This is a genomic window from Vibrio sp. VP6 (assembly GCF_028823755.1).
Classification (GTDB): Bacteria; Pseudomonadota; Gammaproteobacteria; order Enterobacterales; family Vibrionaceae; genus Vibrio; species Vibrio parahaemolyticus.
Genome location: NZ_JAPEID010000036.1, coordinates 13,674 through 37,764 on the forward strand (window position 1 = coordinate 13,674; position 24,091 = coordinate 37,764).

Sequence of the window (24,091 nt, forward strand, 5' to 3'; positions counted from 1 at the left end):
TTGCTCTACTTTAAAAGTTGGCACGGAGTTTGATTATACCAAGTAGTCGCGGTGATAAGCGATTTGGTGATTTAAACAAAACAGATTTTAGAAAAGGAAATAGCGATGCCAACTCCAGCATATATGTCTATCAACGGTGAAACTCAAGGTCACATTACTAAAGATACATACTCTGCAGATTCAGTAGGTAACACATGGCAAGAAGCTCACGTTGATGAGTTCCTAGTACAAGAACTTGATCACGTGCTAACTGTTCCACGTGATCCACAAAGTGGTCAACCTACTGGTCAACGTGTACACCGTCCACTTGTTGTGACTAAAGTTCAAGACCGTTCTTCTCCACTACTATTTAACGCATTAGTGTCTGGTGAAAAACTTCCTGAGTGTTTGATTCGTTTCTACCGTACTTCAGTTCAAGGCAAGCAAGAGCACTACTACTCAATCAAGCTGATTGATGCGCTATTGGTAGATATCCAAACTCGTATGAACCACTGTCAAGATGCAGCAACAGCTGATCGCGTTACAGAAGAAGTTCTTAAGTTTACTTACCGTGCAATCGAAGTAACTCACGAAAACTGTGGTACAGCTGGTAACGACGACTGGCGTGCTCCACGCGAAGCATAATTGCTTTTTGCGTAAAGATTCAGGGCCAACAATTGTTGGCCCTAATTCGATTATTTGTATCAGGTAAAAGATATGGTGAATGACGTAGAATTTAAATTTGAAGTGCCAGGGTGTGGGCACGAGTTTCGAGTAGAAAGCTTTCAAGTAAATGAAGAGCTTTCGAAACCTTTTCACATCAGTCTCTCATTACTTTCACTTGATCCAGATATCTCTTTTGATTCGTTAATACGAAAAGCAGGTACACTGACTCTTTATGGACAAGGCTTAAGCGCGGCACGCATATTCAATGGTGTGGTGAACGAAGTTCGTTATTTGGGTACAGGCCGTCGCTTCTCTCGCTATCAGTTAGTTTTGGTTCCGCAGGCTTGGTTCTTATCACAACGCCAAGACTGTCGTATTTTCCAACAAAAATCAGCGAAAGATATAATTACAGAGGTGCTTGATGATGGTTCAGTGACCGACTATCGTTTTGAATTGTCTGGTATTTATCCACCAAAGGAGTACGCACTGCAATACCGTGAGTCAGACCTACACTTTGTTCAGCGTATGATGGCAGAACACGGTATGTGGTACTATTTCGACCACACCGATTCAAACCACACAATGGTCATTGTCGATAGTAACGATGCCATTGCTCCACTGGTTAGCTCTCCTCTCAATGCATCTTATATTGGGCCGATCGTATATCATGCCGATAGTGGGGGTGTTGCTGACCGTGAGCATATCTCCGATCTCGAGTTAGTTAACCGTGTCAGAACGGGTCAGGTTACTTACACTGACTACAATTACGAGCAGCCAAAGATCCCGCAAGAGATGACCCACGCAGGTGATCTGGACCAAGATTTAAAGCAGTTTGATTATCCTGGACGTTATGTTGACCCTGTAATGGGGCAGGTGAGAACCACTGAGTGCATGTCTGAGCACATTGTCGATAATCAGCAAGTAGAAGCGAGCAGTGATGTGATGCGTTTGGCGTCTGGTTACAGCTTTAACATCAGTGACCATCCTCGCTCTGAAATCAACCGTGATTACATCATGTTATCCGTCATGCACACAGGGCAAGACCCACAAGTGCACGAAGACGAAGCGAGTGGCATGCCAACTACTTACTACAACCAGTTCACGTGTATTCCACGTGATGTTGTATTCAAAGCGCCCAAGTTGGCGGCTCCAGTAGTGGATGGTCCGCAAACTGCGGTTGTAGTTGGTCCTGCAGGGGAGGAGATTTACACCGATAAACTAGGACGAATTAAGGTTCAGTTCCATTGGGATCGCTATGGTAACAACGATGAACATGCAAGTTGCTGGATTCGTGTGAGTCAATCAATGGCTGCTCCAACGTGGGGCGCGGTTTACTTGCCACGTATTGGCCATGAAGTCGTAGTGACCTTCCTTGAAGGCGACCCAGATCGCCCATTGGTGACTGGCGCAGTTTATAATGGTCTTCACTTCCCTCCGTACTCGTTGCCTGAGAACAAAACTCGTACTACGTTCCGTACGCAAACGCACAAAGGCACCGGCTACAACGAACTGAGTTTTGAAGACGAAGCGAACCAAGAAGAAGTCTACATTCATGCTCAAAAAGACATGTCGACCAAAGTTCTCAACAATCGTTACCGAGATATCGGTCAGGATGAGTTCTTAAAGGTTGCGCGTCATCAGACGAACGAAGTCCATGGTGATCATAAAGAAACCATTGATGGCCACAAAACAACCCAAGTAAACAGCACTTTTACCGAGACAGTAGAGCAAGACGTTACCGTTACATACAACGCCAACGAAACCCAATATGTGAAGAACAATTCTGATTTGGAAATTGGTGATAACCGCACAACCAAGATCGGCAAGAACGATGACTTGGATGTGGGTGAAAACAGTAACTTAACTGTTGGTGCATCAAAAAGCTCGGACATTGGTGCCGATGATAACCAAACAGTGGGTGGCAACTTAACCGTATCGGTAAAAGGCAATACATCTTACAAAGCCGATGGCGCGACGCAGATCATCAGTGGAGACAAGATTGTACTGAAAACAGGCGGTTCTTCTTTAGTGATGAACAGTGATGGTTCAATCAAGCTCTCAGGGTCTTCAATCACCATTGAAGGCAGCGATAAAGTCGTCGTGAAAGGTGGTAACGTAGCGATTAACTAATGATGGAAAAACAAACTCTTATTAAAGAAACCATCACGAAACAGCAAGCCGAAACATCGGCTTGCTTTTCGCGTTTTGGAACCATAGTCGCCATTAACGAGTCAACGGGCAGTGTTCGCGTTGATTTTGATGGCAACCCATTTAACCAACCACTTACCGCAAGGTTAGGGCGTGGCTTTCGCCGCTCTGAATTGCAAATGGCTATCGACAATCGATTAAATTGTCGAATCGAATTTTTGAACGACGACTTAAGCTTGCCCCTTGTGACGGACATTTTTTTCTCCATTCTGGATGACTCTGATGAGTTTGTATTGCGGGCGAAGAAGATGGTCATTGAGACGGAGCAAGAACTGATCGTCAAAAGTGGTGAGACAGAAACTCGCTACAGCGGGCGTGATGGCCGTATTACAACTAAAGCGAAGTACGTTACTTCTCAAGCAGAAAAAGCACAAAAAATTCAAGGCGGAACGATCGCAATTAACTGATGACTATCAGTGTTAACTAATTACATCGTGTTAACTAATTACATCGTGTTAACTAATTGCTATCGCGTTATCGCGCGCTAACAACGGATAAGTAGATGCGACAAAGAATTGGTGTCGAGCACCTAAAGGCACCCATAACCAATCAAGAAGTCGAAGGTGCGTTGGCCAAAGCTGAACGTGCTGTTAAAGACCTTTCCCAATTGCCAGATACATGGCTGGACTTCTGCAACGAAAAGCTGGCTATCACTTCTGAGAGCCTCGGTTTTTTGATCAGGCAGCGTGTTCAACTTCATAAACGTGGTTATCCGAGCCGTGAACTGGATTACCTGAAATTGATCGAACGCCAAATTGAAGAGCTCAAGCAAGTGTACTTGTCATTCTATCGATTAGCTCCAGGTCTGATTCATCAATTAAGAGGTCGAGAACCAGAAATCTATGCTTGGCTCACGCTACAAAAAGAGCTCGGTTCTGAGTTCGATAACCTCTTGTGTGGATTAAGTTTACTCGAAGAGTTAGACGCTCAAACCGCGATGGTCATTGTTACGCAATCGCCAGTTGAAAACATGGATAGCGTGATGTCGGAGCTCATTGAGGGCAAAGCGAAATCCAGTACGTTTTACTTTGAATACTTACGTGTCCGCCAGGCATTGAGTGTTGCGTTGATTAAACGTTGGCACAAAGCCGAAATTATTCGTTCTAATATCGCGCTACCTCTACTGGCATTGCAAGATGTGGAAGAGGGGATTGAATGGATTAATGATAATGTAAATACTGAACAATATCTGTTTGAACGTTTGATCACTAAACGTGACAGAGGCACATGGTTCCGTCAGTGTTTTGGTATCGAGCCGAGCGGTTTGCCTTCTGCACAAGTGTTGACCTTTGCAAAGCTATTGGAGATCAAAGAGTTTGAAGCGTTTGATATCTCCTCTTCATTAGCTCCCGTTGATTTTGCTCTGAGTGGCGATTGGAAGTTAGTGCCAGAAATCATCGAGCACTTGGAAACACTGGAAGAGGATGAGGGCGAAATTTGGATTCAAGCTTTGTATGTGGTTTACGGAAAGCTTCTTCCCCTGACTCCTCAAGGTGTTGGTGTCGAGTATGAATGGGAAGAGATCGTCGATCTGCTCAATGAGTGGGTGGAAGATGAAAAATATATCCAAAACCTACCGAGCCGCTTGGGCTACGCATTGAGCTTCGAATCTACTTTAGCAGCGATGCAAGATGCCAACGTCGATGTCTTGTTTCGAGATTGGTTATGGCGACAAATTTGCATTCAATCTCGAGCCTACGTGCCTTGGGACATGGCGATGCCAGTTTACCAACAAGATTGGAATTTCAATAATCTAAAGGCCGCACCTTCTGCGAGTGAACGATTCAATTTAAGGAATAGCAATGCAGTTATGGGATATTGAAGCGTACCCAGAGCTATCGATTAAAGGCCGTTTTCAACGTGACGAAAACGGTGATGAAGTTTGGGTTGTGGTTGCGAAACGCACATGGCAATTCGACGGTGAGGTTTGGCACGAATTGGGTGACAGCGAAATCTTCGACGATCCCCAGTATTTGGGCGAAGAAGGTTTCTCTGCGATGAAGGTCGACCAAGAGTTCGCTTATACCAAAAACAATACGGATGTGCTTGTCTACGGCAAAGCTCGCAGCTACGCGAAAAAGCCAGTGACATACCAAGAATGTCGTGTGCTGATTGATGGTCATATCGATAAAACTCTCGCCGTTCACGGTGAACGCGTATGGGTTGAGCATGGCGGCAGCGTCACATTGAGCAAACCTGTGCCTTTTATTGAAAAGGATATCGATTACACCTGCGCAATTGGTGGTGATTTACGTAACCGAATTGGTGGTGGTGTGGCGGATTCGAACAAAGAACTGCTTGAGCAGAAAGTGCCTTCTGTGTTTTATCCAAAAGAAGAATGGAGCTCTACATCGAAAAATCTAAGAGTGGCTGGCTTTGGACCTGTTCCTCCATTCTTTGAGGCTCGCCAAACATTGGCTGGTACGTTTGACGAAGAATGGATTGAGAACCGCAAGCCTATGCTTCCACTGGATTTTGATCGACGTTTCTTTCAAAGTGCGCCTGCTGATCAACAATGCAAAGGCTTTCTTAAAGGTGGGGAGCGCTTGATGATGAGTGGTTTCTGTCATGATGACACGATTTCATTCCGCATTCCCAAAGAAAAGTACCGCGCAATCGCGACGTTCAAAGACGGCAGTTATCCAGTTGACATGGCGATGTACACTTTATTTGTTGATGCTGAAAAGAAAACCATATCAATTAGTTACACAGCTGCATTTCCTTGCCAGAGCAAAGAGCATTTATTGGTGTCGACGTCTATTACGAAAGTGGAAGAGGTAAGCGAACATGCATAACTCAACAGGTCGTTACGTGCTGGGAATGGAAGTGATGACGCCTACTGGCATGAACTTGGATATTGCTACCAGTGTAGCAAATGCTGACTTAGCCAGATTCGACCAAGTAGTTGGCGAGGACGGAATTGAGCGTTTCACCTTTGCCAAAATTGAATACACAAAAGAAAGTGATTTGTTCGAAAAAACCTGTGAGTTAACGGCAAATTTATTGGATTCGCTTTTGACACAGCTGCCTCGTTCTTTGAAGCCGATTCCATTACTTATAGCTGTGCCTACGACAATTTCATTAGTGAAGATGCAAGAATGGCTTGGTGAAAGTGACTATTCTGACTTTCTTTCTGTGGTCGAAGCAGTTCACGCTAGTGGCCCTAGCTTCGTGCTACAAGCCATGAAGTCGTTGGATAAATACGATGCCATGATGTGTATTAGCGTCGATTCTATGGTCAACAGAATACAAGAACTCATCGACGATACCATGGTAATGAGCACAAATAATCCATGGGGTGTTATTCCAAGTGAGGGTGGCGCGGGCCTCATTCTTTGCCGAAGAAATACCGTAGAAACACTCAAACTTAAGCCTTTAGCGCAACTTGGTTATATCGATACAGAACTGAACACTTCAGACCGAAGAGGTATGTATCGTCTTGTACAGCGTGCGAGTAAAAAGCTTACTGCTTTCGGTGAAGTGTATTCTGACATGACGAACCTGCGCGCGCACAGTGAAGATTACGGTTTCGCGCTGGGTGCCAAAGCTGAGCGATTTATTAACCCAGAACAACCTTTGCTTATCAACGAGTTATGGGGCACGATGGGAAGCTGTTCATCTCTTGCTCTTGGAGCATTTGCGGTTAAAAATCATCACTTTAACCAGCCCGTAACGCTGCTGATGTTTGACTTCGGGGGGGATAAAGCGCTACTTCAATTACTAGCGTGCTAATCATTCTTTGTCGAAATATATAATGAAAATGAAGTCATATTACGTTGTTGAAATTTTAATTTCTAAAACAACATAATTCAGGTAGTGAAAGCGTAAGTCAAAGAGTCTAATAACTTAGTAATTATAACTAAAATAATAGGCTTACTGTTCGTTTTAAATACTACCCTTGAAACAAGGATGTTTCAGCAAATATTATTTCGGTCTAATAATATTTGTTCCATAAAAGAGTGCAAAGTGTCTGATATTCAGGGTGCAGCCAAAGGATACATTGATCAGTTGGTTGTTAAAGCCATTGAGAAAAAGAAACTGAACGAGCAAAGATTGGCGCAGAAAAATAAGCCAAAGCTTGAGTACGTTCTTTTTTCACAATTTGATGTATTAGACACGTTGCCATCTAAAAATGGTAGAACGACGGTTTACCACCTCGCAAAAAAAGGCCAGCCAGAAAAACAAATTTGCTGCAAAGTCGTCAATGAAGACGCCCCAGAAGTCGCAAACAAAATGTTGGTGAATGAGGCAAGCAGATTAGAACTTTCTCAGCATCCAAGTGTTGCGGACTTTATTAAGTTCGGCAACGAGTTTGAACGACCATATTTAATGTATGAGTGGATTCAAGGCGAATCACTAGCGGAAAAAATGGAACGCTATTCTTCCAAAGGCTTTCGTCATGACCATATTGCATGGTTAGTTTATCAACTCGCAGGTGCGCTAGAATTTATGCACACTCGAGGTATTTGCCATCTTGATATCAAACCGTCGAATGTTCTGGTTAGTGAAGGCGACTACGTCAAGCTTATCGACTTTGGTGCAGCTCGTTATATCGGCGAGATTGAATCTCACGCGGAAGCGAGTTTAAGTTACGCGTCGCCACTTTATCTCGAGACGGGAACAACTGAGCCACAAGACGACGTTTATTCTCTTGCATTGCTTAGCGGTCACTTATTTTTAGGGGCGATCTTTGGTGATGCTTGGCACAAGCAATTAAAAGATCGCAAACGTCCTGCATTAATTCCGAACCATATTTGGAAGCTGCTCAAGCAAGTGATAAATAACCCAAGAGGGCATGGCTACACAGCTATTTCTTTTGCTCAGCAACTTGCCCGTATTGATACTCAATCCATCGACTCTCATTCTAATGCGCCCATTTTTAGTAGTTTGCGTAATGCGGATCTACTGCTGACTCATTGTAGACCTCAAGACAAAGCGGGCTATGGCCGCTTTAAAGTGCTTGAAGCGAGCTTGGTATTGAGTGTTGTAGCTATTACGGGTAATTACCTTTATCAACAAAGCCAGCCAGAATGGAAAACGATTGTAAAATCGGAACCTACGATTTCTAAAACCGAAACACCGTTGGTGAGTAATATCAAACCAGCACAAACGGCGTCTTTTTTGGCTCAACCTCCTTGGATTATTGAAAAGGCACTTAATGATATGGAAAAGGACGTTGTGTCGACAGCACCATATCGAGAAGCTTATCAAGTACAGCAAATGAAACTATCTGCGCTGTATAAACAAAACCAAGCACAATTAATGTCTTACCAAGCTTTGGCAGATGACTTACCAAAACAGTTGGTGGATTTACGCAAAGAGCTAGTCTTATTACGAGAAAAACTCGTTGATGATGGTGCGTTGTTTCCATACGCAGATAAGACTCTGACTCAAGTTATGGCAGGGTTAAACACAGCGTCAGTAAACTCGATGAAAATCTCCGCTGTTGCTGGAAGCAAAGATGAACGAATCGCCAATTTGATCTTGGATGGTGAAGCGAAGTTGGCTGATGAAGAGATGAAAGCGGCTTGGTTATTAAATCAATCAGAGGCTTACTTTTACAGCCAAGTGCTGCCAAACAAGGTGATGGCGAACATCAACGACTCTATTGAACAGCACGCAAAAGATCATTACTACACCAAAGCCATAGAAGAAGCGAAAGCCGCTAAAACGTACTTTGGAAATGCGCCAGAATTAAACAAAAAGGTGAAAGACCTGATCGTTGCTCGCAGCGAATACATTCTGTTTAGCACTGTGACGGAGCAATCGGTGTTTGATAAACAAAAACTTCACGATTCTCTGGCTGACCTTGAGCGAAATGCGCCGACAAAGTTTGGTGAAATTACTGATCTGCTTGAAAGCATGGCCACAGACTCTATCGATAAAAGTCATCAACTTTCTCGTCCTGCACGTGGTGCAATTGCAATTGAACGCGCCTTGAGAGATTACCTAGCAGAGGAGAGAAGTTAATGTCTGTGATCGAAATTGAACGTTTACTTGCGCCTATCTCTGACGTAAATCCTGTCGGTGAAGATGCTCGTTACGAGTTTTGTTATGAAATGATGGAATCCGAAGTGAAGAAGTTCGGATCCTTGTTTGGCGAAACGGTAGATTGGAGTGTCGTAAAAACGCACGCCATTGAAGTTCTTGAACACCACAGCAAAGATTTAAAAGCAATTTGTTACCTTGTTCGCGCGCTTACAGAAGAGTTTGGTCTGCAAGGTTTCGAGCAAGGTCTAAAGCTGCTTAGTGAAGCGTTAAATCGTTTTGGCGTTGAGCTGTACCCGTCGCGAAAACGGGGTAGAGATGGTGCGGTAGAGTGGTTGAACCATCAGTTTAAATTGGTGAGCAGCAGGTTTGCAGAAAGCGCTCAGTCATGGGATTTGGTTTCAGGTTGTATTTCGACTATCGAAGAAGTCCAACGTCAGTACGACGATATTTACCAAGACTCCGAAGCGGACTTCTTTGAAATTCGTAGTCAACTCAATGCGCTATCTCAACAAGCGATTGTCGATGAGCAAAGCGATGTTGCAATGGCTACCATCGAACAAACAGCTCCGCTAACGGCTTCACAGCCTGTAGCAGTAGAAACTCCGGCACAAAGTGAAGTTCAAACCGTTGTAGCAAAAGCGGTTCCGTCGGCTCCTAAACCTGCACCAGCTAAGAAAACAGTAACAAAAGAAGTCGATGTCGATACGGATTTTTCATCGCCGACGGCTTCTAAACGTACACTTAAGAAAGTTGCGGAAGTTATGATTCATGCGAATCCAAGTGAGCCGCTAGCTTACCGAATTTATCGTCACCTAACTTGGGATGATATTGATGGTCTTCCTGATCATCAAAGCAATGAAACGCCATTGAGTTTGGCTGTGTCGTCTGATCAGCAGGCTGAGTACCGCGATAAAGCCTCTCAAGAAAGCGACATTGATACAGTTAAGCGTTTGGAGCGCACGTTAACCGATGCTCCATTTTGGCTGACGGGTCACTACTTTGTTTATTCGATGTTAAACAATCTAGGCTTTAATGACGCAGCGCTTGCTGTGAAGCAAGAAGTGAAGCGTTTTGTCGATTCATTAGAGGGCATTGAACTCCTCACATTTAAGAATTCTATACCATTTGCAGATGAAGCAACGTTGAGCTGGTTATCGACTCAAGCTGCAACTTCTTCAAGTGCTCAATCTGTCGTTCAAACGATTGTCATCACAGATGAAGATTCACTGCCAATGGAAGATATCACCCTAGCCAACTTAGGGGAGTATGCCGCAGAACTCGCACACAAACTCGAACTGGATTTCTCGGGACGTGGGCAGTTTATGCTGCATTTACAATTGATAGCAGCTTACCAGTCTGTTGGATTATACCCGTTGTGTTTGCCTTACCTTGAAAAAGCTTGGGAAGTGCAACAAGCGTTTAATCTCGCGAGCTGGGAACCCCACTTATCGTCACAGCTAGAAGACCTGATTCGAAAAACACTGCATCAGTTATTCAGAAATAAGGATCTTTTGCCTGAACAGTACGAAAAGTGGAAAGCAATTTATGACTAATTAAAGAGTTAGATAAGGAACTAATTATGTCACGTGACGGCTCGGTGGCTCCTAAAGAGCGAATTAATATCCGTTATGTTCCAGCAACTGGTGATACGCAAGAAGACGTTGAGCTGCCGCTGAGCATGATGGTGGTTGGTGACTTTACTGCACGTGCAGATGAGACGCCAATCGAAGAACGTACCCCAATTAACATCGATAAAGACAACTTTAATGACGTGTTAGAAGGCATGTCTCCAAACGTTAAAGTAAATGTTGAAAACCGCTTATCTGATGAAGAAGGCGCACAGATCGGTGTTGACCTAACGTTCCAAAATATGAAGGACTTCTCTCCGGAAGCGATCGCGAAAAGTGTACCTGAACTTAACAGTCTTCTTGAGCTTCGCGAAGCATTGGTTGCACTAAAAGGTCCTCTAGGTAACGTACCTGCGTTCCGTAAGAAGATTGCATCGGTTCTTCAAGACGAAGAAGCAAGAAAGAAACTGTTGGATGAACTAAGCATTGGCAACGACCAAGACGCGAAAGAAGAGTAAGGGATATCATGTCTGCAGAAGCACAAGCTCCAGAACAAGAAGCAGCCTTAGTTGAATCAGGCTCACTTCTGGATAGCATTCTTAACGAAACTCGTTTAAAGCCAAGTGATGAAGGTTTTGATGTTGCTAAACGTGGCGTAGAAGCATTCATTAGTGAGCTACTGAGCAGCTCGAATACAGAGAAAGTAGACCAATCTTTGGTTGACTTAATGATCTCTGAAATCGACCAAAAACTGTCTAAGCAAATTGATGCGATTCTTCACAACGAAGAAGTTCAAGCGATTGAGTCAACTTGGCGTGGCCTGAAGTATCTTGTTGATCACACTGATTTCCGTGAGAACATTCAAATCGAACTAATTTCAGCGAAGAAAGACGAAGTTCTTGATGATTTTGAAGATGCACCGGAAGTGGTTAAGTCTGGCCTTTACAAGCAGATCTACACTCGCGAATACGGCCAATTCGGTGGTAAACCTGTAGGTGCAGTAATCTGTGACTACAACATGTCAGCGTCTTCTCCAGATATTAAGCTGATGGAATACATGGCAAATGTGGGCGCGATGTCTCATGCACCTTTCATAACGTCAGCATCGGCTAAGTTCTTTGGTCTGGATAGCTACGAAGAGCTACCAAACCTAAAAGATTTGAAGTCTGTTTTCGAAGGTCCACAATACACGAAATGGCGTGGCTTACGTGAACACGAAGATGCTCGTTACCTAGGTCTATGTACGTCTCGCTTTATGTTACGTACACCTTACTCTGTCGAAGATAACCCAATTAAGGCGTTTGACTACGACGAGCACGTAACAGATAGCCATGATAACTACCTATGGGGTAACTCAGCGTACGCGATGGCTTCTAAGATCAGTGAGTCATTTGCTAAGTACCGTTGGTGTCCAAATATCATTGGTCCTCAAAGTGGCGGTTCGGTTCATGACTTGCCAGTTTATAACTTTGAAGCAATGGGCCAAATCGAAACGAAGATCCCAACAGAAATCTTGGTATCTGACCGTCGTGAATACGAGCTAGCCGAAGAGGGCTTTATCGCTCTAACGATGCGCAAAGGTTCTGACAACGCGGCGTTCTTCTCTGCAAACTCTGTTCAAAAACCAAAAGTGTTTGCAAACACGCCAGAAGGCAAACAAGCAGAGATGAACTATAAGCTGGGTACTCAGCTTCCTTACATGTTCATTATCAACCGTCTAGCGCACTACATCAAAGTCCTACAACGTGAGCAAATCGGTTCATGGAAAGAGCGTTCTGACCTAGAAATCGAATTGAACAAGTGGATCCGTCAATACGTTTCTGACCAAGAGAACCCACCAGCAGAAGTCCGTGGTCGTCGTCCACTGCGTGCTGCTAAGGTTGAGGTATCAGACGTAGAAGGCGATCCAGGCTGGTACAAAGTATCAATGTCTGTACGTCCTCACTTCAAGTACATGGGCGCAAGTTTCGACTTGTCTCTAGTTGGTAAACTAGACCAATAACCCATTACTGAAACCATCAAGCAGCCAGTCTTCACTGGCTGCTTTTTTCGTAGGACCTAACATGGAAAAAGGTTATCGTCTTTTAGAGCGGATTGAACTGGGTGAGCCAAAAAACTGCTACGAGAAAGTGGTCTCCCACAAGCATTTGATTGAATCTATTCATTTGCATCTTGCAGATTTGCTGAATACGCATTCTGGTAATGCGATGATCGATAGTGAATATGGTTTGCCCGATTTTAATGACGTTCTGTCTAATAATACGAATCTCGTTCGCCACATCCAAAAGAACATCACAGCGACCATAGAACGCTTTGAACCTCGGCTACTTAACGTCGAAGTTCACTATCGTGAAGACCACCACAATCCATTACAGCTCGGTTTTGGTATTCGCGGAGAAGTTTCCCATAACGGCGGTAAAGTTCCAATGTCGATCGATGTCTACATGGGAACCGACGGCCAATTCAACGTTTAGTAGGTGTCACTTGAGTAATAGTAAATACTTTCAAGATGAACTCACATATTTGCGCGAATCGGGTAGTGAATTTGCCAAATATCATCCGAAGTTAACTCACTTTCTCTCTGAAGGAACATTCGACCCAGATGTCGAGCGATTGCTGGAAGGTTTCGCTTTTCTGACTGGACGTATTCGAGAGAAGATAGATGACGAACTGCCAGAACTGACGCAATCTCTGATGACTTTGCTGTGGCCGCATTACATGCGTTCAATTCCATCTTTGTGCATCAGCGAGCTAAAACCACATACGGGAAGTGTTACTGAAAAAACGGTGGTAAAACGTGGCGCAGAAATGGCCAGTGAGCAAGTGGAGGGCACGCAATGTCTTTTCCGCACTTGCTACGATGTGAATCTGTACCCAATCACGATCACCAACATTGAACAAACCAACAGCCGCACCAGTTCAGCGATTGATGTGACGTTGTCGACGGAGCATGGCCTAGAGCTGTCTCGAATTGGTTTAGATACGTTGCGTTTGCACTTGCATGGTGAGATTCATATTACCCGCACTGTCTTCCTCTGGCTGTTCCGTTACTTGGATTACGTGGAGTTGGATGTCGGTGGCGGCTATAAACATCGTTTAGGGCCAGAATATGTTAAGCCGGTAGGGCATGAAGAAGACGAAGCGCTTCTGCCTTACAGCAAAAATTCATTCGCGGGTTATCGTTTGCTGCAAGAATTATTCTCTTTGCCAGACAAGTTTATGTTCTTCGACATTACAGGTTTGGAGTGGCTAAAGGGTATTCCACAACGAAGCACAGTGAAAATCAAATTTCACTTTAAACGCGCATTGCCGTCAGAGGTTGTACTTAAAGATAAGCACTTAAGGTTGCACTGCACGCCGGCGGTGAATTTGTTTGAAAAAGATGGTGACCCAATTCGTTTGGAGCACCGTCGTAACGAATACAAAGTCCGTCCTCAAAGTAATACGCAAGAGCACTACGAAGTGTATTCCATTGAGCAAGTTGAGAGTTGGAGCAAAGACGAGCGTCGCCGTAAACCGTTAATCGAATTCGAATCGTTCGAGCATCAAATCAACCAACGAGACAAGCGAGAATTCTACAAGTCGAAGGTAGGAGAGCGTGTTAGTGGAAGAGGGTTAGAGCGCTATATCTCGTTCCACACTCATAATGGTGATATTGCGGATTTAGGTACGGAAACCGTACTCATGAAACTGCAATGCAGTAACGCTGATTTGGCCGAACGTCTTTCGGTCGGCGACATTACTTACGCGACTCACAAATCGCCAACGTATGCGACATTTAAAAACATCACCAAGCCAACACAATCGGTAAGCCCACAGGTAAACGGCGAGCTTCAATGGCAGTTGATTGCCAACATGTCGCTCAATTATTTGTCTTTGGCAAACATTGATGTATTAAAAGTGCTGCTCTCGACCTATGACTTTCATTCTCGTGTTGACAGACAAGCTCACCGAGCATCGATTCACCGACTCGATGGCATTGTATCGTCAGAGATGAAACCAATTGACCGTGTATTCCGTGGCGTGTCTGTGCGTGGTAACCAGTTCAAACTAGTAACCAACTCTAAGTTCTTCGTCAATGAAGGCGATATGTTCCTGATGGCAACGGTACTGAACGAATTCATCCGTTTGTATTCGAGTGTAAACTCCTTTACCGAGCTAGAAGTATTTGATGAGGCAACCGGTGAAGTATACAACTGGAAAAGCTTAATCGGGCAGCAGACGATTCTATGATTAATACACTTTCTGAAAAATCGAATGAGTTTAGTTTTTATCAAGCGGTTCTTTTGCTCGAGAAGCACTACCAGTTTGAACCAAACTCTAACTTTGTCGCCGTGGGAGAGAACAAATATTTTCACCAGGAGCGAATTGAGTTCAGCGTGTCGCCTAATCTATGCTTCCCTAAGAGTGATATGGAATTTATCGTTCATATGGAACGAAATGGGCAGCAGTATTCACGAGTCGAAACGAACTTCCTTGGTTTGCATGGTTCGAGCTCTCCATTGCCTGCCTCTTATACGGAGAAACTTACTGGGCGTGAACCTGATGACAACCCGGTAAAAGATTTCTTTGATTTCTTCCATAATCGCTACACCAGTTTGCTCTATCGTGTCTGGAAGAAGTACCGTTATCATGTACAGTACCAAAGTGGTGCGACAGACGCTTTTTCTGGACGGATGCTGCACTTAGCTGGTTTATCAGGTGTTATGCAAGATTGTGGTGTTGCAGAGTTAGACCGCGCAAAAGTCCTGTCTTACGTTAATCAACTGTCGACACGTACACGTTCTCCTAAGCTAATTTCAGGTATCGTTTCACATTATTTCTCACTTCCTAGCGTTCGTATCGAAGAATGGGTTTATCGCCGTGTGGAGATTGCAGACAGTCAACGAAATAAACTCAATCGAGCCAATTGCATATTAGGTCAAAGCTTTCATTTAGGGCAGAGTATCGCAGATTTAAATGGTAAGTTTAATCTTTGCATTGATGACATTGACTTCGAGACATTTAAGCAGTTTTCTTACGAAGGTGAGTTGCATAAAACGTTGGTTGGTTTAATGCGATTCATCTTGCGTGACCCGATGTCTTGGGATCTCAAACTGACAGTTAATCTCGACAGTATTCCAAATAACCGACTTGGCAATGGAGAAGGGAACAACTTAGGGCAGACATTTTGGTTAGGCAATCCCACAGATGAAGATGTGAAGATCAGAGTAATTGGTAGCATTTAGATGCTGTAGGCCAAAAAGCCGCTCAATGAGCGGCTTTTTGATATGTGTGAGATTGGGAAAACTCTATCGACTGATCGGCTGATGAAGTACAACCGTAGTGTCTAGTTTTTGTATCCCATTAAAAGACTCAATTTCGTTACAAAGGTGGTGAATAGACTGAAGGTCTGGTGCTTCAATCAAAGCAATAATATCGAAGCTGCCGCCAACTACGCTCGTAAGACGTACTTCAGGAATTTCCTTTAGGGCGTTAGTTACTTCGTTTTTCTTTCCTTTTTCACATGAGATAAGTAAATAGCTAGCAGCTTTTCTCCCGTCACTTTCAATCCGAATTTGTGCGGTATAGCCTTTTATAATACCGGTTTTTTCCAACCTATTGATCCTTTCTGCGACAGCAGTACGGGACAAACCGATATTTCTAGAGAGATTTGCAATAGACTCACGCCCGTTTGTTAACAGGCTGGAAAGTATTTTGCGATCTAACTTATCTAAGCCTTGTAAAGTCATATTAGAAATCATGTGTTCTGCCTATTCTGGTTATTATATTGTTATCAAATCGACTCTGGGAGCGTAAAGTTGTACAACTCAGCCAAAGTGAAAGGGTTTTTTTGTGTCAAGGGAGTTATACGGAGGCTCAAATCCCTCCCTGATACTTTTATGTCACTAACGAAGCTACCGTTATGAGTGTTTGTCAGGGTCGAATCACCTAGCAATCTATATATCGCCCATTGACCACTCTTATTTAAAACGTGTTGTTTACCTTCGTCTGTCACATCTTGGATCGTGATACTAATGTTGAAGTCGCCGTTTTGCGGTGGCCACTCCATTTCACGAATTCGGCTCGGACCGTGATAGTAGTTGATATCAGTGTCAGAGATTTTCAAACTGGCTCTGATAGCACTTGAGTCAAGATCTAATACTTTCGCACTGAATGGAATATAAACTCGGTTAGTACTCTTATTAATCAGCGTATCGCGGATAACGTTGTAATTGCGCAATTGCACCAGTAAGGCTGAAGATAGTGGCATTGTTTCACCATCCACCTGTTTTGGTACCCACAAGTTGGTATCGTAGAACGGTGCGAAGTTTTTCTGAATAAATGTGTCTAATAACCCACCTGAAGCAAACAACAGTTCGAAGTCTTCGATAGAAATCTCCTCTGTTGCTGTGAGATCAAATGGGTATTTACCAAGTCCTATCTCTTTAAATTTGGTGTAAATCTCACTATACCATTGGGTTTGAATGCCTTTTGCTGACTCGGTGATCATTACCGACCAGCTTTGCTTTACGACATCAAGTAACCAACTGCGTACTGGCTCTGGTGACTTCTGAGCAATCTGTTTAAGTTTAATTAGCGGATCGGCTTCAGAGCTGCTCATTCGGTGTTGAGCGGCTGCAAGTGCTGCCATTTGTGGATCGGGAGCATCCGCAATATCCTTCATGTAAGTGCGCACTCGGCTTAAAGCTGCGATAGTTTCGTCCCATGGAGTAGGGGAGTTAGGAGTCTCGCTTACTTGAAGCTGATTTAGAAGATGGAACGCTTGTTCTACACGCTTCATCAACAAGTAATCCGGCTGAACCACTTCTTCAACCGCTTCTGACGCAGAGTTCGCCACTTCTGCCAGTTTTGGGTCTACTTTCGAGATGAGTACGTTTTTTTCTCCTACCGGTGAAAACTGAGTATTTGCATAGACCTGCTTTAATACAGTCGTCATTGGTGAAGATGGTCCAGAGATTAGGTCGATAGCATTTGTTAGATCACCCACATTGCTATAACTCTGAATTTTTAACTCACTGAGAGCGTTGCGCCAGTAGTTGATATAATCATCGGTGTACTTTTTACGTACTTGATTTTTAAACGATTCTTGCTCTTCTTTGGTTGGGATAACATAGCTGGACAATCCTAGCACCCAGTTATCACTGATCACTTGTTTAGACATCAAGTCGATGCGAGGGCGATAGAAGGTACTAAAGCCAGTGGAGGTATAAATCTTATCGATTACTAGTCGGTTGTCATCTAACGGCTCGTTAAATACGTTGTTAAATTCAAAGCCAACTGCACGTTGTAGATCGAGTGTGCCAAGATCGATAGCATCTGCTTGGTTTAAAATGCCTGCGTAAACAAGATCCACATTTGAATTTGCCAACAATGAGCGACGAGTTGCTCGAACGACATCCATGTTGATATCTACAGGTGAGAATTGAGTGCGGAAGTAGGCGTCCAAGTATCGCATAGCTTGATTTACCACATCCGGCTTATCGCTCAAGTCTGTCAGTGTTTGCAATGTTTGGCGTCGTAAAAACTGAATATCTCGCTTGGTCGGATCCTTCAACATCAAGTAGCCTTTTAGTAACGGCAACGTTGCAGTGACATCATGTTGGTTGTGTGTCAGTTCAAAACGGTAGCCTTGCTCAATAACAGGCATAAGTTGTTGAGCAACCTCTTTAATCAATGCTTCATACGCTAATTTTGTACTTTCGTTTAACCTGCTTATATTTAGCGGTATTACTTCTTCATCTAATGCTCGTGATCCTTCTAACCAAGCATTGTATGAGGGTTGGATTGCACGAGTAGCACTCATCAATAACTGGTTGAAGCTTGCTTCTTGTTCTGTTTGAACTTTTTCGTCGATATTCAGCAATTGGTTAATAACACGCAAGTTACTGTCTAGTGTTGTGACAAAAAAATAAGTACCGCCTGCCAATAAGACAACGGATGCCAGCATTGCCAAATGGCTTTGACGCTGAATCATGCGTAGGTAAGTCTTGTTCTCGCCTGCGAAGTCACTCTCTGGGAGGATTTGAGAGTCAAGCAAGAAGCGAGAAAAGTACGGTGTTTCAGTTAGTTGCGTGTGCTCAGATGCGATAATTGGTAAATTGAAGTAATTACTGCAGCTTTTGGCTAACAAGTTGTACTTGCGTCCACCTTGCAAAGAAGAACAGAAGAAGATTTCGCGAATATCCAACGAGTAAACGCCATTGTTTGTATCGCAAAGACGTTCAAGCACGTAGCTGATTTCACGTTGACAGAGTTCAAACTGTTTTGGGAAGGCAAGGATGGCTTGCTTTTCGCTGATATCTGTTGAGTTTGCCGATGCGTCTAAAGCGTTGCTTTCTAGCACTTTTACCAGATTATGGAAGCTATCTAGGTAGTATTCGGTAAGTACACCTTTCGCTTCCTTCAATGGAATGGACAGAAATTCAATACGTGTTTTTAGTGAACTAGAGTGAACGTATTCTTTAAAGCCATCTAGTTTGTCGAGTTTCGTCATCATCAAATAAACAGGTAGTGCAGACGAAGTCTTCTCAGTGATAGAGTTCAAACGCTGCAATAGCGCTGTCATGGTGTAATCTTTCTGCTCTGGCTCAGATACAATCATAAATTCGAAATCAACAAAGAATAAGCAACCTGAAAACGGTTTTCTCGGACGATGACGAATCACCTCATCAATAAAAGTATTCCAGAGAGAAGCATCACTGCTTGAAACTTCCTGGAAGATGAGGCGTTGATCTGGCTTAACATAAACGGCACCATCAGATTCATACCATTCGAAGAAATCGTTTTTTGCTGTGCGAGAACGGTCCATCGGCTTAATTGCGCTGGAATTAAACAAAAACTGACGTCGACCGGCCCCTTTATTACCAACCATCAGATAGATTGGCTTTTTGCCCGCATTAGAAAGAAGAGGGCGGATCACCATTGAAAGAGCTTCTTCTTCCGTCTCTAAACGTTGAACTTTTGAGCTGTTTTTTTTCTTAAGCCATAGGGAAAGCTGGAATGTAAAATAAAAACCAGTAATAACTCCTAAACCAACCCATAGATAAAGCTTATCTGCGTCTTCAAGTATGAATAAATATACCGCTGCAAATATCGCGGCTAATACCAAAGCCACTATGGTAGAAACCACGACTGGATTTCTTAGTATTTTTTGTTTGAACATAAGCCTGTAACTTCTTTACTTTTATTTATTGTCTTTTTCTGCAGCTTGTAGCTGGTTGATTTTATATAGGTAAGCGTTCAGCAAAAGAAGTGATCGTTCAATTTCCTTTCGCTGAGAGTTCTTTTCTGCATATTCAATTCGCCCAAGAAGGGGAAATAGCGAATTGCTGTACTCATATGCTTTCTTAGCGTCCTTGTCTGCACTTTGTTTTGCAATGTTGGCAAAGACCGTTCTGGCATATGCAAAACGTTTGTATATAGCCTCAAATTCATCTTCAAAATAAGAACGTTGGCCTAAAAAATTATCGCGAAGTTGTTGTGCAGAGGATGAGTCTGGATAGAGCTTGGTCAGGTCAGTCGTTAACTGTTCAATGGTATTGACCTGGCTCACTTTGACTGGATCTAATGTCCAACCTGACATCAAAGTATGAAGACGCTCAACCGTGACAGAGCGCAAGTCATCTTGGTAATTTTTGTTTTCGACACTGAGCGAGTTAACAATCGTCACTAATTCAGTAAGTGATGCTGACCCAATTCTTTCCTTGAGCATTGTGTATTGATGCTGTTTGTATATGAAGTGGGACGTAAAAGCTATGATCAGCAATCCGATCATTGTATAGATAATGAATCGGCTTGATTTGGCCTCTTCTTCCACTTTAGGCTGCTCTACTTTCTTTTGAACAGGTCTATTAGGCGGTGCTATTTCGACTCGGATGCCTGCCGAAGGAGGATTTGCCGCAGGTTTTGTTTGTGAGGTTTTCTCTTGTTTCGCCTTTTCTTCTTTAATCTCTTCAATCCACTGATTTAGGGGACGACGAATACGTCCAAAAGAAGGTGCCTTAATACCATAGTGAAGGCGAAGTTCCTCTTCGATACGTAGACAAAGCTGATGAGCCGCTTCAATTAGGGGGAGTTCTTCCGGCAGGACTCGGTGTTTCTTCATTCGTTTTTCAGTGTACTCAACCATCCATTCAATCGCACTAATACGGGCATTAGCTTTTGTGTACTCAGGATAGGCGGAGAACCAATAAACAACACACAAGTCGAGCACAGAATTTAAGCCCTCAACTAGGCCTTTTAGTCCGTCATTATTAATGGCTGCCACAGTAAAGTAACAGCTACAGCGAAAGTCTTTGCCTTTCGTTCTAAGGATTTCTTTTGATAGTGTCTGAACTGTCTTCCATGACACACGGCCTGTTACTTTGTTCAAGCCATTTATTTGACGTTTTATTTCATCAAAGTCGTCTAAGCCATTTGGATTGGTACCGCTTGGATTACTTTCATCGATCGGTCTTCTTGTGAAGTCACTGAAAAACATAATGTTAAGTTCCAACTGAGTTGATAATAAAATAATAAAGATAGATTTTTTTATTGTATTCGCTTGCTATGCCAAATGACATGCAATGCATTTTTTCTGATTTTATAGATAAAAAAAGATTTTTAGACAATAAAAAGCCGATAAATCTAATTAAAATCCATTTTGTGTGATCTTTGTTCCTAATATTAATATCAATTGGCTAATTTGTGTGTAGGAAAAGTCCTATTTTTCATTCACTTTGTTAGTTTTTTATGATGTAAATGAACATTTTAATGAACTTAATATTAGGTGTTTTTTTATTATCAATTGCTGATATACGGTCTTGGCTTATTCAATTTTCTAGAATAATGCGGCTATTTATCAAGGTTCTATAATGCGCCTGTTTATGGTTGAAATGCCTATTTTGGTAGTTAAAGTGTGCTTTGTTGTGGTCGCTTTATTTTATATCTTGAAAAAGAGAGTGTAATTGATATCGTCCTTCCTCCAAATAATAAAAAATAGATTTTATTGGGGAAATCAATGTCAAAATCTAGTCAAGTTGGACTCATTTATGCCATGTGTTTTTTTTCTACTTTTGCGGTGGCAAAAGGGGAGCGATATGGTGCTTCAGTCAATATGATCACTGTAGAAAGTATTGACTATGACGAAGGCTCTAGTGGTGACGTAGATGCTTTACGATACGGTCTTGTTCATACCCGCCCAATCGATGAAAATAACAACCGTTGGCGCTGGTGGCTTGGGTTGAATTATCTCGCGGAAGATGTCAATGCTCCTTCAAACGGCCTTTATCAAGAAGTTACAAATTACGAGTTTCGTGTTGTTCCTCAATATGCTCTGAGCTCGTGGAGCATATTTACTCCTTATGTCGGTGCTGGCTTATCGTTTGGTTACTCGCAGTATTCAAACCGTTGGAAAGTAGACCAAGATGGTTACCGTTACGAAAGTGTCGAAGATACAGATCAGTTTGAGTTGGGTGCAGTCGTTACATTTGGTACGGCCATCAAATTAGGCAGTAACCCTGATGCGCACATTCAAATTATTCCCCAGGCTTCCTATATTCTTCCAGTCGTTAATGACGGAATTGGTGGAGTTGAGCTTTCTGTTTCTCTACTCTTTTAAGGTTTAGCAATGCAAACACATCAGCTAGTCCTATTTATTTCTAAATGCCCAGAGGAATATACGGGCGCAAAGCATATTGAAATGCCAGAAGGTGGTGGCTCAGTTGGACGAGCGCCTAGCTGCACTCTGTCTTTAACGGACCATAACCGTTTTATCTCTGGTACACACTGTTTGATAAGTGTATACGGTGACACTTTCTACATTAGCGATGTGTCGACAAATGGCACTATGGTTAATGGTAATAAGATTCTAAAGAATCAACCGATATCTATTGTTGACGGTGACGTTGTTTCATTAGGGCAGTACGAGATTGGCGTTGCATTAGAGCATATATCCGCTGTTCAAGATATTGCCGCCGATATTGCCCCAGAAAGAGTATCGAATGATCCACTCGTCAATCTCGGTGAGGCGGTCGTAGAAGAGGAAGAAAAAGTCGGTGCATTAGAAGACTTATTCATGGAGACCAAGCAAGACGGTGTTAATACTGACGATCCTATTGCGCATCTAAAGTTTTCGATGCAGCGTGAAGACGACTATCTTATCCGCGATGTTGAAAAGCCTGAGCCTGCACCGGCTAAGACAATCGAAAATACGCGACAAGTCGTTGATGACAGTTTCAGTATCCATTCTGAATTCGATATTCCAAATTTAATCCCTGAAGATTGGCTGGGAGGCGTTGCCACGAGTCAAGAATCTGTTGAACCAGCGACAGAGCAAGCTAAGCAAGCCGCGTTCATTCCAGAAGATTTTGCGCACACGAAGCCCGTTTCGCCTCAGGCTAGTGTGGTTCAACCAGACGTTAACCAACCTCAACAGCCTCAATATGAAGCGCCACTTAGTCACGCGACGTCAAATGTTACTCAAAGAGCAGAGCCTGTTAGCCCGAAATGGGAAGAGGTAACACAAGCCTTTGTTCCATCAGCACAACCTACTCAGCCAGAAACGAAAGCGAAAGAGGCCCAACAAGGTTTTGTAAGCAACGAGTCTCTAGCGACGGAGAGTGCGGCTCATTCTTCAGATATCGGTAAAGCGTTTTATGAAGGCTTGGGTATTAGTAACCCTGATCTGATCAGTAACGAAGCTCTGCTGTTTAAACAAATGGGGGCATGTCTTCGTTTGTGTATCGATAACTTGCAAAAAGACTTGCATGAAGTTGAGTCACTTAAAGGTGAACAAGGTTTAAGCGAAGCGGATTCAAACTTAGCGGAACTGATGTTAACGCTAAATAGTCAGAACTTGCTGTCTCCGAATGAATTGGTGGAGCAAATGTTGGATGAGCTCAACGATCATCAAATTATTTTTAACAAGGCACTCAATGAGTTGCTAATTGAACAATCAGAGACGAATGACCCTGTCACGTTTGCAAACGACGTTGCAAGTAAATCCATGTTCACCACCAAATCAAAGTTATGGGGTGAGTATCTTGAGTTCTACGCCAATAACCGTCGTCAAATGAATGAGACGTCATTGAAAGGTTTGATCAAGAAAAACTACACCAAAGCGATTAAGGGAAGCCATGCGTAGTATTGCAATATTGCTCGGATGCGCCTTGCTATCCGGTTGTGCCATGTGGGATCAATTTAAAGAATCAACAGGCATCACGCCTGAAACGTCCTCGATTGAGTTGGTGATTGAGGCGTCTTCGGTTCTAAATGTTCGTGAAGGCGGACAATCCTCTCCGGTTATTTTGCGAGTTCACGAACTGACGTCACCAGTGTTGTTTCGACAATCCTCTCCGGTTATTTTGCGAGTTCACGAACTGACGTCACCAGTGTTGTTTCGTAGCTTAGACTTCTTCGCATTGTTTGAGAACGATAAAGCATCACTGGGTGATGAATACATCAAACGTTATGAATACCAAATGCAGCCTGGTGAAAAGATCCACGAATTTTTGGAACTCGACCCAGCAACCCGTGCGGTTGGATTCTCAGTCGCGTTTCGCGATATTGACGGTTCTTCTTGGCGTAAAGTCGAAGTGATTGAAGAGAAGAGCGAGTACTACATAAAACTCAAGTTAGAAGGCAGTGAGTTAATTTCTGACAACACTCGCGGCATTGAACAAGTTTATTTTTAAGGA

19 protein-coding genes are annotated in these 24,091 nt (G+C 43.2%); 16 read left to right on the forward strand and 3 right to left on the reverse strand.

What is annotated here, in order from left to right:
- The first annotated feature begins 105 nt into the window (after nt 1-105).
- The 13 genes from OU793_RS19030 (at nt 106) to tssG (ending at nt 15,640) form a co-directional block, all read left to right on the forward strand.
- Nucleotides 106-624: an Hcp family type VI secretion system effector gene (locus tag OU793_RS19030; RefSeq protein WP_005480650.1), complete on the forward strand. Its 519-nt coding sequence runs from the start codon at nt 106-108 to the stop codon at nt 622-624.
- A 72-nt stretch (nt 625-696) separates the two neighbouring features.
- The gene (gene tssI, locus OU793_RS19035; protein WP_140104054.1) at nt 697-2,775 is read left to right on the forward strand and encodes a type VI secretion system tip protein VgrG; all 2,079 of its coding nucleotides are present in this window, start codon (nt 697-699) and stop codon (nt 2,773-2,775) included.
- The gene (locus tag OU793_RS19040) at nt 2,775-3,260 is read left to right on the forward strand and encodes a hypothetical protein (protein ID WP_020903831.1); all 486 of its coding nucleotides are present in this window, start codon (nt 2,775-2,777) and stop codon (nt 3,258-3,260) included. The genes tssI and OU793_RS19040 overlap by 1 nt, the downstream gene beginning before the upstream one ends.
- Nucleotides 3,261-3,355: 95 nt before the next feature.
- Complete coding sequence (locus OU793_RS19045) at nt 3,356-4,675, forward strand: hypothetical protein (protein WP_021823341.1); 1,320 nt, start codon at nt 3,356-3,358, stop codon at nt 4,673-4,675.
- Complete coding sequence (locus OU793_RS19050; protein WP_015296668.1) at nt 4,656-5,648, forward strand: DUF2169 domain-containing protein; 993 nt, start codon at nt 4,656-4,658, stop codon at nt 5,646-5,648. Before OU793_RS19045 ends, OU793_RS19050 begins: the two co-directional genes overlap by 20 nt.
- On the forward strand, nt 5,641-6,585 hold the full coding sequence (locus OU793_RS19055; RefSeq protein WP_025541357.1) for a hypothetical protein: 945 nt from the start codon (nt 5,641-5,643) through the stop codon (nt 6,583-6,585). Before OU793_RS19050 ends, OU793_RS19055 begins: the two co-directional genes overlap by 8 nt.
- A gap of 234 nt (nt 6,586-6,819) precedes the next feature.
- Nucleotides 6,820-8,823 (forward strand): protein kinase family protein, encoded by a 2,004-nt coding sequence (locus OU793_RS19060; protein WP_025536438.1) that lies wholly within the window; start codon nt 6,820-6,822, stop codon nt 8,821-8,823.
- Complete coding sequence (tssA, locus tag OU793_RS19065) at nt 8,823-10,397, forward strand: type VI secretion system protein TssA (RefSeq protein WP_086590953.1); 1,575 nt, start codon at nt 8,823-8,825, stop codon at nt 10,395-10,397. The genes OU793_RS19060 and tssA overlap by 1 nt, the downstream gene beginning before the upstream one ends.
- A gap of 26 nt (nt 10,398-10,423) precedes the next feature.
- Nucleotides 10,424-10,930 (forward strand): type VI secretion system contractile sheath small subunit, encoded by a 507-nt coding sequence (gene tssB, locus OU793_RS19070; protein ID WP_005480589.1) that lies wholly within the window; start codon nt 10,424-10,426, stop codon nt 10,928-10,930.
- Between the two features lie 8 nt (nt 10,931-10,938).
- Complete coding sequence (gene tssC / locus OU793_RS19075; RefSeq protein ID WP_140103949.1) at nt 10,939-12,414, forward strand: type VI secretion system contractile sheath large subunit; 1,476 nt, start codon at nt 10,939-10,941, stop codon at nt 12,412-12,414.
- A 61-nt stretch (nt 12,415-12,475) separates the two neighbouring features.
- Nucleotides 12,476-12,886: a type VI secretion system baseplate subunit TssE gene (gene tssE, locus OU793_RS19080; RefSeq protein WP_005480585.1), complete on the forward strand. Its 411-nt coding sequence runs from the start codon at nt 12,476-12,478 to the stop codon at nt 12,884-12,886.
- A 10-nt stretch (nt 12,887-12,896) separates the two neighbouring features.
- Nucleotides 12,897-14,645: a type VI secretion system baseplate subunit TssF gene (gene tssF, locus OU793_RS19085; RefSeq protein ID WP_005480666.1), complete on the forward strand. Its 1,749-nt coding sequence runs from the start codon at nt 12,897-12,899 to the stop codon at nt 14,643-14,645.
- Nucleotides 14,642-15,640, forward strand: a complete 999-nt coding sequence (tssG, locus tag OU793_RS19090; RefSeq protein WP_180793932.1) for a type VI secretion system baseplate subunit TssG — start codon at nt 14,642-14,644, stop codon at nt 15,638-15,640. Before tssF ends, tssG begins: the two co-directional genes overlap by 4 nt.
- A gap of 63 nt (nt 15,641-15,703) precedes the next feature.
- Here the strand turns inward: tssG and OU793_RS19095 are convergent, their stop codons facing one another.
- Genes OU793_RS19095 through OU793_RS19105 form a run of 3 tightly spaced genes read right to left on the reverse strand, consistent with a single transcriptional unit; the run spans nt 15,704 to nt 20,895 of the window.
- Nucleotides 15,704-16,156, reverse strand: a complete 453-nt coding sequence (locus tag OU793_RS19095; protein WP_005480668.1) for an Lrp/AsnC family transcriptional regulator — start codon at nt 16,154-16,156, stop codon at nt 15,704-15,706.
- Between the two features lie 32 nt (nt 16,157-16,188).
- Entirely contained in the window at nt 16,189-19,578 is a 3,390-nt protein-coding gene (gene tssM, locus OU793_RS19100) for a type VI secretion system membrane subunit TssM (RefSeq protein WP_140103947.1), read from the reverse strand.
- Nucleotides 19,579-19,599: 21 nt separating this feature from the next.
- Nucleotides 19,600-20,895 (reverse strand): type VI secretion system ImpA family N-terminal domain-containing protein, encoded by a 1,296-nt coding sequence (locus tag OU793_RS19105; protein ID WP_015296676.1) that lies wholly within the window; start codon nt 20,893-20,895, stop codon nt 19,600-19,602.
- Nucleotides 20,896-21,414: 519 nt separating this feature from the next.
- On the opposite strand from OU793_RS19105, the gene OU793_RS19110 reads away from it, so the two are divergent.
- From OU793_RS19110 to tssJ, 3 genes are read left to right on the forward strand one after another with little or no spacing between them, the layout of a single operon-like run.
- Nucleotides 21,415-22,014 carry a hypothetical protein gene (locus OU793_RS19110; RefSeq protein ID WP_005480745.1) on the forward strand — a complete coding sequence of 200 codons (600 nt, stop codon included), beginning with the start codon at nt 21,415-21,417 and terminating at the stop codon, nt 22,012-22,014.
- A gap of 9 nt (nt 22,015-22,023) precedes the next feature.
- Nucleotides 22,024-23,538, forward strand: coding sequence for a type VI secretion system-associated FHA domain protein (locus tag OU793_RS19115; RefSeq protein WP_159404127.1), 1,515 nt, complete (start codon nt 22,024-22,026; stop codon nt 23,536-23,538).
- Entirely contained in the window at nt 23,531-24,088 is a 558-nt protein-coding gene (tssJ, locus tag OU793_RS19120) for a type VI secretion system lipoprotein TssJ (RefSeq protein ID WP_274647821.1), read from the forward strand. Before OU793_RS19115 ends, tssJ begins: the two co-directional genes overlap by 8 nt.
- Nucleotides 24,089-24,091 lie beyond the last annotated feature (3 nt).